The organism is Corynebacterium tapiri, from assembly GCF_006334925.1.
Taxonomy (GTDB): Bacteria; Actinomycetota; Actinomycetes; order Mycobacteriales; family Mycobacteriaceae; genus Corynebacterium; species Corynebacterium tapiri.
This window is the reverse complement of sequence record NZ_VDHJ01000005.1, coordinates 101,099-113,275: the sequence shown is the minus strand read 5'-3', so window position 1 is coordinate 113,275 and position 12,177 is coordinate 101,099. Positions and strand designations below refer to the sequence as shown.

14 protein-coding genes are annotated in these 12,177 nt (G+C 63.2%); 11 read left to right on the top strand and 3 right to left on the bottom strand.

Annotated features, from left to right (window positions below; genetic code table 11):
- Window positions 1-87: 87 nt before the first annotated feature.
- From FHE74_RS04500 to FHE74_RS04475, 6 genes are all read left to right on the top strand, one after another.
- Entirely contained in the window at window positions 88-1,224 is a 1,137-nt protein-coding gene (locus FHE74_RS04500) for an MFS transporter (protein ID WP_139465443.1), read from the top strand.
- A 5-nt stretch (window positions 1,225-1,229) separates the two neighbouring features.
- Complete coding sequence (locus FHE74_RS04495; protein ID WP_139465310.1) at window positions 1,230-2,123, top strand: exodeoxyribonuclease III; 894 nt, start codon at window positions 1,230-1,232, stop codon at window positions 2,121-2,123.
- On the top strand, window positions 2,124-2,924 hold the full coding sequence (locus FHE74_RS04490; RefSeq protein ID WP_139465309.1) for a trimeric intracellular cation channel family protein: 801 nt from the start codon (window positions 2,124-2,126) through the stop codon (window positions 2,922-2,924).
- A gap of 55 nt (window positions 2,925-2,979) precedes the next feature.
- Window positions 2,980-3,168, top strand: a complete 189-nt coding sequence (locus FHE74_RS04485; RefSeq protein WP_139465308.1) for a hypothetical protein — start codon at window positions 2,980-2,982, stop codon at window positions 3,166-3,168.
- A 23-nt stretch (window positions 3,169-3,191) separates the two neighbouring features.
- The gene (gene trpS, locus FHE74_RS04480) at window positions 3,192-4,205 is read left to right on the top strand and encodes a tryptophan--tRNA ligase (protein ID WP_139465307.1); all 1,014 of its coding nucleotides are present in this window, start codon (window positions 3,192-3,194) and stop codon (window positions 4,203-4,205) included.
- A 61-nt stretch (window positions 4,206-4,266) separates the two neighbouring features.
- Window positions 4,267-5,340 carry a YhjD/YihY/BrkB family envelope integrity protein gene (locus tag FHE74_RS04475; RefSeq protein ID WP_139465306.1) on the top strand — a complete coding sequence of 358 codons (1,074 nt, stop codon included), beginning with the start codon at window positions 4,267-4,269 and terminating at the stop codon, window positions 5,338-5,340.
- Here FHE74_RS04475 and FHE74_RS04470 read toward each other — a convergent pair.
- Window positions 5,312-6,439, bottom strand: coding sequence for a D-alanyl-D-alanine carboxypeptidase family protein (locus FHE74_RS04470; protein WP_139465305.1), 1,128 nt, complete (start codon window positions 6,437-6,439; stop codon window positions 5,312-5,314). The genes FHE74_RS04475 and FHE74_RS04470 overlap by 29 nt on opposite strands.
- 36 nt (window positions 6,440-6,475) lie before the next feature.
- On the opposite strand from FHE74_RS04470, the gene FHE74_RS04465 reads away from it, so the two are divergent.
- Entirely contained in the window at window positions 6,476-7,363 is an 888-nt protein-coding gene (locus FHE74_RS04465; protein ID WP_246049186.1) for an amidohydrolase family protein, read from the top strand.
- On the opposite strand, the gene FHE74_RS04460 is transcribed toward FHE74_RS04465, so the two are convergent.
- A complete protein-coding gene (locus tag FHE74_RS04460; RefSeq protein ID WP_139465303.1) occupies window positions 7,360-8,595 on the bottom strand; it encodes a hypothetical protein in 1,236 nt (411 codons plus the stop codon). The genes FHE74_RS04465 and FHE74_RS04460 overlap by 4 nt on opposite strands.
- Window positions 8,596-8,616: 21 nt before the next feature.
- Window positions 8,617-9,459 carry a C40 family peptidase gene (locus tag FHE74_RS04455; RefSeq protein ID WP_139465302.1) on the bottom strand — a complete coding sequence of 281 codons (843 nt, stop codon included), beginning with the start codon at window positions 9,457-9,459 and terminating at the stop codon, window positions 8,617-8,619.
- Window positions 9,460-9,593: 134 nt separating this feature from the next.
- On the opposite strand from FHE74_RS04455, the gene FHE74_RS10645 reads away from it, so the two are divergent.
- The 4 genes from FHE74_RS10645 (at window position 9,594) to FHE74_RS04440 (ending at window position 12,144) form a co-directional block, all read left to right on the top strand.
- The gene (locus tag FHE74_RS10645) at window positions 9,594-9,761 is read left to right on the top strand and encodes a hypothetical protein (RefSeq protein WP_180339675.1); all 168 of its coding nucleotides are present in this window, start codon (window positions 9,594-9,596) and stop codon (window positions 9,759-9,761) included.
- A gap of 44 nt (window positions 9,762-9,805) precedes the next feature.
- On the top strand, window positions 9,806-10,441 hold the full coding sequence (upp, locus tag FHE74_RS04450) for a uracil phosphoribosyltransferase (protein ID WP_139465301.1): 636 nt from the start codon (window positions 9,806-9,808) through the stop codon (window positions 10,439-10,441).
- 78 nt (window positions 10,442-10,519) lie between these two features.
- Window positions 10,520-10,912, top strand: a complete 393-nt coding sequence (locus FHE74_RS04445; RefSeq protein WP_139465300.1) for a helix-turn-helix domain-containing protein — start codon at window positions 10,520-10,522, stop codon at window positions 10,910-10,912.
- A gap of 65 nt (window positions 10,913-10,977) precedes the next feature.
- Window positions 10,978-12,144 (top strand): amidohydrolase, encoded by a 1,167-nt coding sequence (locus FHE74_RS04440; RefSeq protein WP_139465299.1) that lies wholly within the window; start codon window positions 10,978-10,980, stop codon window positions 12,142-12,144.
- Window positions 12,145-12,177 lie beyond the last annotated feature (33 nt).

Genomic DNA, 12,177 nt, shown 5'->3' with positions numbered 1-12,177 from the left:
TGGACTGTGAAAATCCTGCCCTCGCTTCCTGCAAGAAGTCCTCGCCCCCGTCAGACCGAAATCAGTTCCCGTCGCCGTGCCATCGCCATGCTGGCGCTCGCGTTGGGGGGATTCGGCATCGGAACCACGGAGTTTGTCTCTATGGGGCTGCTGCCGCTGATCGCCCAGGACTTTGGAATTAGTGAGGATCAGGCCGGTCATGTCATTTCCGCGTATGCCTTGGGCGTGGTCATCGGTGCGCCGCTCATCTCCGCGACGACCGGGCGTGTTCCGCGGCGGCGCCTGCTGTTGATTCTCATGGTGGCCTTTATTCTTGGCCACCTCATTGCGACCTTTGCCGCCGGGTACGGCACTCTCATGGCGGCACGCTTCCTGGCCGGTCTTCCTCACGGGGCGTACTTTTCCGTCGCGGGTCTCGCTGCAGCCAGCATGTCGCCTCCCGGAAAGCGTGGCCAGGCGGTGGCCTATGTCGGTCTTGGCCTGGCGGTAGCCACTGTGGCCGGTGTGCCCGCGGCCCAGGCCCTGGGGCACGCACTCGGATGGCAGAGCGCCTACGCCCTTGTAGCCACGATCGGTCTGGCCACCCTGGTGTCGTTGTGGTTTGTCATGCCCCACATGTCGGAGATGAAACCCACCAGCATGCGCACCGAGCTCGGGGCGCTCAAGCGCACTCAGGTCTGGCTCACCCTGGCGTTGGGCACCATCGGTTTTGGCGGAATGTTCGCGGTATACACCTACGTCGCCTGGACGATGACCGAGCGCGCCGGGCTGCCTCCGGCCCTGATGTGGATCCCGCTGATGGCCTACGGCGGGGGCATGGTCGTGGGCAACTTCGTGGGCGGCTGGTTGGCTGATCGCAACCTTGACCTGGGAATTCTGTTCTCGCTTTCGATGATTGCGATCGCCCTGGTTTGCTACTACTTCACCAGCCAATTCGTCGTCTTGGGCATCATCAACTTCGGCGTGATCGGATTCTTCGGCTCCACCCTCGTGCCCTCCCTCCAGGTGCGCCTGATGGACGTAGCCGGGGATGCTCAGATGCTGGCGGCCTCGCTCAACCACTCCGCTCTCAACCTGGCCAATGCATCGGGCGCGGCATTGGGCGGCGCCGTCATCGCGGCTGGCTACAGCTACTCCGCTCCGGCCCTCGCCGGTGCCTGTCTGGCGGTAATCGCGATTGTCATATGGGTGCCCACGACCCGTCTGCGCCAACGACTAGGCTAACCGTCATGATTATTGCCAGCGTGAACGTCAACGGGATCCGCGCAGCGGTCAAACAACGCAACGAGAACAATCCCGGAATGCTGGCCTGGTTAGAAACCACCCCAGCCGACGTGGTGCTCATGCAAGAGGTGCGCGCGACTGAACAGCAGACTCGCACAGCGCTTGCGCCGGCGTTGGAAGACGGCTGGCACCTAGCCGTCCACGAGGCGGAGGCCAAGGGGCGCGCGGGAGTGGGGATCCTTTCCCACATTCCGCTGGAAAATGTCCAGGCCGGATTCGGGTCTTTCCAGGCAGCCGGACGCTACCTGGAGGCGACGGTCGGGGATGTGCGGGTGGCCTCCCTGTATCTGCCCTCCGGCTCAGCGGGGACAGCTAAGCAGGATGAGAAGTATGCCTTCCTGGATGAGTTTTCTGAGGTGCTCGAGCAGCGGGCGGAAGACTTTCCATCCATGGTGGTGGCGGGCGACTGGAACATTTGCCACCGCGAGCAGGATCTGAAGAACTCCAAGAGCAATCGCAAGAAGTCTGGGCACCTTCCCGATGAGCGCGCCTGGATGGACTCCGTCTTTGGGTGCTTTCCCGATGACGTTGCCCAGACCAAGGCCGGACACGGGGAGTTCTTCGGGGTCGTGGATTATCCCCACCGCCCCGTGCGCCAAGCGGCACAGTCTCCGCGCTGGTTCGACGTGGCCCGGCGCCTTGACCCCGACAACGCTGCATACACGTGGTGGACGTTCCGCGGGCAGGCCTTTAACAACGACGCGGGATGGCGTATCGACGTCCAAGCAGCCACCGAGGCGATGCTCAACCGGGCTCGCCGCTCGTGGGTAGACCGCGCCGAGAGCGTGGAAACCCGTTGGTCTGACCACAGCCCCCTGCTTGTCGACTACTCCGGATAGATGAACACCGAAGCACTCCTCGTCGTCACTTACATCGTTGGTATCACCGCCGAGGCCATCACGGCTGCGCTGTCCGCCGGCCGGCTCAAGATGGATTGGTTCGGGGTAATCGCGCTGGCGTCCATCACCGCGCTGGGAGGTGGCACCCTTCGCGTGGTGCTTCTCGACGACTACCCGATGACCTGGGTGGAGCACCCCATTTATCTGGTCATCGTGGTCGTGGCGGCGCTGGCGACGTGGCAGATGGCCTTTCTCATGCCGCATTTTCGCCGGCTGTTCCTGGTGGCCGATGCCGTGGGTCTGGCCACGTTTTCCGTGCTGGGCACCAAGGCCGCCCTGGAGCTCGGGCACGGCTTCATCATCGCTTCTGTGGCGGCCACGGTTACCGGGGTATCCGGCGGCGTGATGCGCGACATCATGTCCGACCGAGTTCCGCTGGTGTTCTCCCAGGAGATCTACGCTGCAGTGTCTATTCTGACGGCCGCGCTGTACATCATCCTGCTGGAAGCGGGAGTGGATGAGCACTGGGTGATCATCATCTCGTTGGTGGTGGCCTTCGGCGTTCGCCTGCTAGCGATTAAGTCGCACAAGCACTTCCCGCAATTTCACTACCAGGGGCGGGATACTCCCGTGGATCCGCGACTTCGTCTCTCTGCGCAGTTCGTGCGCCGGGGCGTGCGTTCGGCGGCTCGCCGTGCTGGCCAGTTGCGGATTGAGGCATCGAATTATTCCCTCATGGATCGGTTCTCGTCTTCCACGAACGCCCGGGAGCAGAAGTGGACGGTCGGGGAGGATTCCTAAGTGCTACCATGAGGCACCGTTCTTTTTCGTAGACCCCTGAAGGATTGAATAGCGTATGCGCGCAGCCCTCTTGCTCATTCTCGGTGCGATTATTCTGGCCGCTGGCGTGTGGCTAATTTCGAGCGTGGGGTTTACTCCGCTCGCTATCGTGGCCGCACTGGTAACCGCGCTCGGCGGCAGCCTGGTTGTGGCCGGAATTGGCGGTTTCCTAGATTCCGCCGCTCCCACCCGCAAGAAGATTTAACTGCGGCGCTAAACTCGGGGGTCATGAGTCACACGCAGAGTCGAGTCCTATCCGGAATTCAGCCCACCGCGGATTCCTACCACCTGGGTAATTACCTCGGGGCAGTGAAGCAGTGGATCGATCTGCAAGACTCCTTCGACGCGTTCTATTTCATTCCGGATCTGCACGCCATCACGGTGGAGCAGAACCCGGAGGAGCTGCGCGCCCGCACGATCGCTGGCGCCGCCCAGCTCATCGCGCTGGGAATCGATGCTGATCGCTCCACCTTGTTTGTTCAGTCCCACGTCCCGCAGCACGCGGAGCTGAGCTGGATCTTGAGCTGCCTGACCGGGTTCGGTGAGGCCTCTCGCATGACCCAGTTCAAGGACAAGTCCGCCAAGCAGGGCACCGATCGGACCACGGTGGGTCTGTTTACGTATCCCGTGCTGATGGCCGCGGATATTCTTCTCTACAGCCCGCAGCACGTGCCGGTGGGAGAGGACCAGCGTCAGCACCTGGAGCTCACCCGCAACCTGGCTGAGCGCTTTAACTCTCGCTTCGGCGAGACCTTCGTGGTTCCGGAACCCTTTATTCCAGAGGGCTCCGCCAAGATCTACGACCTCCAGGACCCCACCAGCAAGATGAGCAAGTCCGGCTCGAATCCGAAGGGCCTGATCAACCTCCTCGACGAGCCCAAGGTTTCCGCTAAGCGCATCCGCTCCGCGGTCACCGACACCGACAACGTCATCGCATTCGACCGCGAGAACAAGCCTGGTGTGTCCAACCTGCTGGCCATCCAGTCGGCCCTGACCGGTAAGAGCATCGACGAAATCGTCGCGCAGTACGACGGCGCCGGGTACGGAGCGCTCAAGGTCGATACCGCCGATGCTCTCGAGGCGTTTACCACTCCCTTGAAGGCGCGTTACGACGAACTGATGGCCGACCGCGGCGAGCTCGAGCGCATCCTGGCTCGCGGAGCGCAACGCGCCCAAGAGGTGGCCCAGCCGCTTTTGGATACGGTGTACGAGAAGGTCGGCTTCATGGCGCCGCTGCGGTAGCCCGGCCCGCCAATTACCTTGGTGTTGACTGAAAAAAGTTTGGTGAAAGAGGAAACGGACAATGGCTACCAGTACGCAGCCCCGTAAGAAATACACGGACCACTACGGGATCGAGCGCTCCCGGGCGAACGAACCCGGAGCGCTGGACAAGGCCCGCGAGAAGTCTTCGGTCTTTGACCACATCATGCGCATGCAGGATCGTTTTGCCAGCGAGGGCGGCAACCAGTTCTCCGCGGGCATTACGTACTTCTCGGTCATGGCGATCTTCCCGCTGACCATGCTCACCTTCGCGGTGTTGGCCATGGCGCTGGCGGCTCGCCCTGACATGCTGGCCGATATCCAGAATCAGATCTCGTCTGGTCTGCCCCAGGACATTGCCGGCCTGGTCAACCAGATCATCGATCAAGCCATCGAACAGCGCGGCACCGTGGCAGGTATTGGTGCGTTGACCGCGCTGTGGTCCGGCTTGGGCTGGATGGGCAACCTACGTGCTGGTGTCTCTGCCATGTGGCTCATTGATCCCACCGAGGGCGGCAACTTTGTGATGAAGAAGCTGGCCGACCTCGTGGCACTGATCGGACTTCTTATCGCGTTGGTGTTTGCCTTCGGCGTGACGGCGATTGGTACCTCTGGGCTGACTGACCCGATTCTTAACTTCCTTGGCATTGAGTCATTCCCGGGGCTGCGGGCCATCATCTTCGTGCTTGGCCTGGTGATCGGCGTTTTCGCGAACTTCTTGGTTTTTGCCTGGATGCTCATGGCGCTGCCGCGCACCAAGGTGCCGCGTCGCTCCGGGTTTAAGGCGGCGTTGATCGGGGCGATTATCTTCGAGGTCATCAAGCAGCTGTCCACGGTGATCTTCGGAGCACTGCTGGGCAATCCCGCCGGCGCCGTTTTCGGTCCGATCATCGGTCTGATGCTGATCATGTACCTGGTCTGGCGCGTCGTCATGTACCTGTCTGCCTTCGCGGCCACGACGCGTGAGTCTCTGGAAGCTACCCCGACTCAGGCTCCTGACCCGGCAGTGATCCACGTGCGCAACAGCGTGCGCACCGCGCCACGCACCTCGACGACGCTCGGAGTGGGCGCGGCTCTGGGCGCTGTGGCTACCGCCGTAATAACACTGCTGAAATAGCCAGGGCAGCAAGTACGCCCACCACCGCGATCAACCCCGTGCTCTCCGAGCGCGGGGTTTCCTCGTGCGCCTCTACTGGGGGAGCGGGCTTCTCCAGCGTGGCTACGTGGCTATTTGCTTGGTAAGCGGCGTCGAGAAGCGCCTGCGCCTGCTGCCACGGGCGGGTGGAATCAGCTGTCGTGTCCAGCAAGATGGCCATGAGGCGGCGCCCATCGCGATCCAGTGCACCCACAAAGGTGTGGTGGGCGTCGTCGGTGTAGCCGGTCTTTCCGCCGATGCCGTGTGGGTCGTTCATGAGCAGGCCATTGTCGTTCCACACCTGGTACCCGGGGTGCCCCTCGTACCCGGGAAAATCGATGTGGTCGGTGCCCACGATGCGCGCGAAGGTGGGGTTGGCAAAGGCGGCGCGATACATCAGCGCCAGGTCGAAGGCGGAGGAGGACATACCGGGGGCGTCGAGCCCGGAGTAGGTGCTGACATGCGTGTCGGTGGTGCCGAGCGACTGTGCCAGGTCGTTCACCTTGCGCAAAGTGGCTTCGTCCCCGCCGAGCTCTTGAGCAAGCGCGTGGGCGGCGTCGTTGCCGCTGGCTAAGAGGAGTCCATGCAGGAGCTGCTCGACCGTGTAGGTTCCGCCTTCTCCGATGCCGACTGCCGAGCCGTCCTGCGCGGCGGACTCGTGGCTTACCTGCACCGGTTTGTTGAGATCCAGCTCCTCGATAACCACCAGGGCAAGCAGCACCTTGATGATGGACGCCGGGCGATACCGGCCATGCGGGTCCTTCATGGCGACGATGTCACCGGTATCAAGGTCGACCACCAGAAATGCGGACGCCAGCACTTCCGGAGGGACCACCATTCCGGCGGGGACACTTACTCCGCAGTGCGTCGTATCGGATGCCGGGAGGGGAGTGGGGCTCGGCTGCCCGGGAGCGAGTGCTTCGGAGGTGGTGGTGGGCTCGGGTGGCGTCAACGAGTTCGGGCAGGAGTCCGTGTTGGGGGCGATCGAGCGGGTGCTAGATTCCTCGGCAACCACAGGGCTCGCGCACGCTAAAGACAACGCGCAGGCCGCGGCGCCGGCGCGAATGAAAAAGGATTGCATAACGCTTAGGGATATTAGCCCGCTACCATGGCCCGCATGCACGAAGCGCCCTTAATCGATCCCGCACACAAGTCCGCGACCCGCGAGGTGGTTGCCTCCCTTCCCAAGGTCATCCTCCACGACACGCTCACCGTAGACGGCGCGCGTGGGCAGGCCGACGTCGAGGTAGCTGCACGCGATCATGTTGCCCGCCTCGCCGAAGACAACGTGGTGTACGCCGAGCTGCGCTTTGATCCGCTTCTCGACGCGCTATCGCTGGAAGATGCCATTGCCGCAGCTGAGCGAGGTGTGCGCAGCATCGACGGCATCGATGCCCGCCTGATTCTGGTGGCCAAACAGGCGGACGAGGCAATCGTGGATGCAACCATCACGGCGCACGCGCGCGGGGTAGTGGTGGGCTTTGCTGGCCCGGCGGATGCGCCAACACTTCAGAAGCTGCGCCGGGCTTTCGTTCCGGTGACGGTGGATGCGAACACTCCGCTCGAGATCGACGAGGCCCTGGAGCTGGGAGCTACCCGCATCGGGCACGGAACCCGTGTGTACGAGGACTTTGCTGTCGATGAGAACGGGGTGCACCCGGGTCCGGTGTCCTCGTGGGTGCGCGATCGCGGGATCGCGCTGGAGATGACCCCGTCGTTGGACGTGGCCAGCGAAGAGGTCGAGGAGCTCTCCGAGCACCCGATCACGCTGCTGCCGGAGATGGGTTTCACCTGCACGCTTAACCCAGCGGACTCCATGACCGACGAGTTCATGAGCCTGGTGGAAACTGCTGACTTCGGTTACGACGAGATCTTCGGGCTGACCCGGACCGCGCTGGAAAACGCGTTTATTCCCGTTCCCTCACGCACGGCCCTGCTGGCACAGACGATCATTCCCGCCTACCAGAAGCTCACGGCCCTGTTTAACGAGGACTTCGAGTCCTAGAACTTGCTGAATCGCTTGGTCAGCATGTCCTCGAGCTCACGCCAGGAGTTCGCCTTGTCGTCGAAGGGGCGACTCGGCACGTAGCCGGCGGACTCCGAGGAACCGAGCATGTAGCTCAAGTAGTCCTGGAAGCGGGGGTTAGCCAGCAGGTAGGAGTTCAGCGAGTCGTCGCCCGCCCAGTCGGCGGCGTCGGCCATGAGCTCGTAAGCGCGGTTCATCTGCTCGCTGTCCACGGCCTCGGGGCCGGCGGCGATGACCTCGGCTATCCCGTTGAAGGAGTAGGCGTTGTCGGGGTGGACCTGAACCTCTAGCTCGCCCGCATTGGCCAGCGTGGATAGGTCCGACCAGGTGGATACGCGGGCCAGGTCATGGTCGTTGTTCTCCACCATCCAGCGGCCGAGTTGCTTCGCCGAGGGGAAGGTGAAAATTTCCCCATACGAGCCCAGGAACACGGGGCTGGAATCCACATACGTGCGCAGGCTGTACACAGTTTTTCCCTGGAGGGAAATCTTGATCGGGTCGATACCCGCTGCCGCCCAGGCCGAGGAGTCGTAAGGGTCAGCGTTCTCAGCCTCGGCTGCGCGACGTTCCTCGGCCTCGGCGCGGGCAGCCTCTGCCTGCGCGGTGGCCTGAGCGATTCGGTCGTGTGCGTCGTGCTTGCGTTCTTCGCTGAACTGGAGGTCGGGTACGCGCACGACCTCGTTGATGGATTCCATGACGGCGGCCCAGTTGTTGGCCACGGCATGACCGATGGCGTTCCACTCCGCCTGATCCTTGGAATCGGCGAAGTGGTCAGCACCGCGGTGCACACCGCGCGTGACCGAGTTGGACGCAAAGAAGATCGTGGCGGTATCTGCCCCGCCGACGTTTGCGAGAGCTTCGGTCAGCTCGAAGTCGCCAGCAACGCGAGAGACGTTTTCGTAGGACGCGCGTCCAGCCAGTGCTTCCGGAGTGGTGACCAGGTCGTAGTGGTCCCGCTCGCGGGGAACGACGCGGTGGGCCGGCTGGGCGTGGAAGCGGTTCCACTCGGGGTGGCTGCTGAGGTCGTGACGCTCGTGGGTCTCGATGTACAGCAGGAGGTCCTCGGGGTCGTGAAAACCCAGAATCGTGGTGTCGTCGCCAAGGAAGGCCTGCCATTCAGCGCCATTCTCGCGCCAGGGAGGAGCCCAGAGCGTGTAGACGTCTCCCTGGTTGAGCGAGAGTTTGACGGGAACAATTGCGCGCTTGTTCATGGCTGCCGATGTTACCGGCTCCTATCCGGTCGGGCGCCAAAAGCCCTTGAAGGCCATTCCCATGTTGGAGGTGCGCACCGGGTTGGTCTGGACGGGGTCACCAGCCTCGACAAGCATGCCGTCTCCGGCGTACATCGCCACGTGCCCATCCCAGACGGCGAGATCGCCGGGTTGTAGTTCCTCTGCAGAGACTTGGCGGCCCACGGTCTGTTCTTCTGCCAGGCGGGGTAGCTCGATGCCTGCCTGACGGTAGGCGAACTGGGTTAGCCCCGAGCAGTCGAATCCGCTGCTGCTGGTGCCTCCCCAGGCATAGGGCGCTCCGACCTGGCTCAAGGCGGCCTGTGCGGCGGCTTCGCCCGCGGGGTTTCCGGAGGACGGTGGCGGGGCAGGGGTGCTGGAAGTGCTATTCGTTGTTGGTTCGGGGGATTCGACAATCTGCTCGGAGCGCTCAGTGAGGCTGGCGAGGTCACTCTGCAAGGCCGTCACATGTGTTGCAGCAGCGGCAAGGGCCCGTGCAATGTGTCCTTCGAGGGTTGCTCGGGCGGAGGCTTGAGCGGCTGGGTTGGGGATCGCCAACGCGGGCAGCAGAGGCAGGGCCTGGGTGAGCAGGTTAAGGGCTTCGCCAACGAGCTTGCTGATCGTATTTTCGATGAGCGGCTGGGCCTCGGTAGCGATTGCTTCCAGTTCGTTGCGTTGCCGGGAGTGTTCCCCGAGCATGTCCAGGGTAGTGGTGGGATCTGACCCCATCTGCTTCGCCAGCGGGGTGAGAACGTCCAGGTTAGGCAGGGGCGGGACGTGGAACGCAGGCAGTTGGGCCGGCGCTGCCTGAGAGATGGAATGCAGGGCGTCGACAACGTGCTTCATAGCGTGTCTCCCCAGGAGCGTGCGAGGCTCTCGTCGGCGTGCGTCGCGGAGTCGCTAAAGGTTTGTGCATGCGAGGCGAGCGTCGATAAGCGATGCGCAACCCCAGTGGATCGGCGCGCGACAGCCTCCGTGGCGTGGCTAAAGGCGCTGAGAAAGTCGGCGGTGGCAGGGCAGCTGGCGGAAGCTGGGGGAAGCAGGCGCGCGCTGACGTCGGTGTGATCGGCAGCGTGTGCGAGATCGTGGGCGTGTCGACGAATGAGGTCTGGGTCAATGTGAAGGAGGTCCATATCTTCTTTGACTGACCTCGGGCCCCAAAGGTTCCCTCCGGGGATCTAAGCTAGCCAGTATGCACATCACTGTCGTTGATCACCCGCTCGCAGCCGCCCGCCTTTCCATCATGCGCGACGAGCGCAGCGATAACGCCGCTTTCCGCGCAGCGCTTAACGACTTGGGCGCCATGCTCGTGTACGAGGCTTCCCGTGAACTGAACACCGAAAAGTTTTCGCTGCAGACCCCGGTGGCAGCGACGCAGGGAACTCGCCTGGAAACTCCGCCGATTATTGTTCCGGTGATTCGCGCGGGTCTGGGCATGGTGGACCCGGCGCTGTCCATGATTCCGGACGCCCAGGTGGGGTTCATCGGCCTGGCGCGCGACGAGGAGACTCACGAGCCCGTGCCGTACCTGGAGGCGTTGCCGGAGGATCTGACCGGACAGCCCGTTTTTGTGGTGGACCCGATGCTGGCCACGGGCGGTTCGCTCTTGCATGCGGTTCGTCTGTTGGCCGAACGCGGCGCGACCGACATCACCGCCATCTGCGTGGTCTCGGCGCAGCCGGGCGTGGATGCACTGGCGGATTCCGGTCTTCCGGTACGCCTGGTAACGGCCACCGTGGACCCGGAGCTCAACGACAACGCCTACATCGTCCCGGGCCTGGGCGATGCAGGTGACCGCCTCTACGGTCCGCGCAACATCGACCTGTAAGCAATCAAATTGCGAAGTATTCTCCCCTGGGCCACTATGTGACTAGTTTTCGCTGTTGATTACGGGGGAGCGCGGCGCATGGAAACGACAGTCCACTGGAACTCGTACGGGCACGTCCTGGCGGAAAGGCTGCGTAGTTTGCGGGCCGCGCGCGGGGTGAGCCAGGGACACTTGGCTGAACTGGCCGGGCTGTCGCGCAATGTGATCTCCAATCTGGAACGCAACGAGACCTCGGCTGGGTCCTCCTCGGATCCGCGCTTATCCACGATTTATCGCCTCGCCAAGGCCCTCAGCGTGCCTCCATTTGTGTTGCTCCCGGGAGCGCATAGGCACGTGGATGCGGTCTGTGTCTCCCACGAATCCGAGATTTCCGCGCAGTGGCCGACGTGCCCGGAGGACACAGCTCGCTACTCCGACTACTTCCTCGCGCTGGGGGAACGAGGCGATACACCGGAGTTTGCGCTCGATTAGTGAACCGCTTGGTCTATTCGCTAGACTCGTTCGGAAGTACACCACGAGTAAGCGGGAGGCACGGAATGTCCATCACTGACCACGTCCGGGCCTTCATGCACACTCATCGCGACGAAGTCATCGGGTGGCGTCGCCACATTCACGCCCACCCGGAGCTATCTGGCCAGGAGTTTCGCACCACCGAATTCATTGCCGAGGTGCTGCGCTCCTATGGCCTGGAGCCGGTGCTCTTTCCGGGCACTGGTCTTATGGTGGACCTGGGGCCAGACGGTGGGGAGCGAATCGCGTTCCGCGCGGACATTGATGCTCTGCCGCTGACCGAGACGACTGGCCTGGAATTCACCTCCACCGAACCGGGGGTGGCGCACGCCTGCGGGCACGACGTGCACACCACGGTGGCTCTTGCTCTTGCCTGCGCGCTCAGTGACGTTGAGCTCGCCGTCGGGGTGCGGATTATCTTCCAGCCCGCGGAGGAGACCATTGTCGGGGGAGCCACCGACGTCATCTCTTGGGGCGCGCTCAAGGGAGTGCGCGCCATCTTTGCCATCCACGTCGAGCCCAAGCTGCGTGTGGGCCGGGTGGGCGTGCGTACGGGAGCGATCACGTCGGCGACCGACATCCTGGAGATTTCCGTGCACGGTCCGGGCGGGCACACCTCGCGCCCCCACTTGAGCTCGGACGTGGTCTATGCGCTGGGCTCACTGGTGACCCAGTTGCCGGGGCTGTTGTCCCGCCGCGTCGATCCGCGCACGGGAACGGTGCTGGTGTTTGGCCAGATCGAGTCTGGTTATGCTCCCAACGCGATTCCGGAAAGCGGTGTGGCGCGGGGAACACTGCGCACGGCAGACATCACCACGTGGCGCACTATCGAGCCGGTCATCCGGGAGCTGACCGAGCACGTGCTGGCCCCCACCGGGTGTAGCCACACGCTGACGCACACGCGGGGAGTCCCGCCAGTGCTTAACGACGAAGTGGCCACCGCCATGCTCGCTGCAGCCGGAACCCGTGTGGATCCCCAGTCCGTGGTGCAGGCACCCCAGTCTTCGGGGGGAGAGGATTTCTCCTGGTACCTCGAACAGGTCCCGGGATGCATGGCCCGCCTGGGCTGCTGGTCCGGGGAGGGAGACCGCCACGACCTGCATCAAGGTGATCTCCTGGTCGACGAGCGGGCCATTACGGTCGGCGTGAATCTGTTTGGCTCCTTGGTTGACGAGTACTGCCAGAAGCCTTAAAGCTGACAACCAGGTAAAGTCGCGTGCGGTTTT

Bases quoted from the DNA above. Each gene is read 5' to 3' on its own strand.
- FHE74_RS04455 (WP_139465302.1), bottom strand. From the start codon at position 9,459: ATGAAGCACGTTGTCGACGCCCTGCATTCCATCTCTCAGGCAGCGCCG.
- FHE74_RS04495 (WP_139465310.1), top strand. From the start codon at position 1,230: ATGATTATTGCCAGCGTGAACGTCAACGGGATCCGCGCAGCGGTCAAA.
- FHE74_RS04465 (WP_246049186.1), top strand. From the start codon at position 6,476: ATGCACGAAGCGCCCTTAATCGATCCCGCACACAAGTCCGCGACCCGC.
- FHE74_RS04485 (WP_139465308.1), top strand. From the start codon at position 2,980: ATGCGCGCAGCCCTCTTGCTCATTCTCGGTGCGATTATTCTGGCCGCT.
- FHE74_RS04460 (WP_139465303.1), bottom strand. From the start codon at position 8,595: ATGAACAAGCGCGCAATTGTTCCCGTCAAACTCTCGCTCAACCAGGGA.
- FHE74_RS04445 (WP_139465300.1), top strand. From the start codon at position 10,520: ATGGAAACGACAGTCCACTGGAACTCGTACGGGCACGTCCTGGCGGAA.
- FHE74_RS04440 (WP_139465299.1), top strand. From the start codon at position 10,978: ATGTCCATCACTGACCACGTCCGGGCCTTCATGCACACTCATCGCGAC.
- FHE74_RS04490 (WP_139465309.1), top strand. From the start codon at position 2,124: ATGAACACCGAAGCACTCCTCGTCGTCACTTACATCGTTGGTATCACC.
- FHE74_RS04500 (WP_139465443.1), top strand. From the start codon at position 88: ATGCTGGCGCTCGCGTTGGGGGGATTCGGCATCGGAACCACGGAGTTT.
- trpS (WP_139465307.1), top strand. From the start codon at position 3,192: ATGAGTCACACGCAGAGTCGAGTCCTATCCGGAATTCAGCCCACCGCG.
- FHE74_RS04475 (WP_139465306.1), top strand. From the start codon at position 4,267: ATGGCTACCAGTACGCAGCCCCGTAAGAAATACACGGACCACTACGGG.
- FHE74_RS04470 (WP_139465305.1), bottom strand. From the start codon at position 6,439: ATGCAATCCTTTTTCATTCGCGCCGGCGCCGCGGCCTGCGCGTTGTCT.
- upp (WP_139465301.1), top strand. From the start codon at position 9,806: ATGCACATCACTGTCGTTGATCACCCGCTCGCAGCCGCCCGCCTTTCC.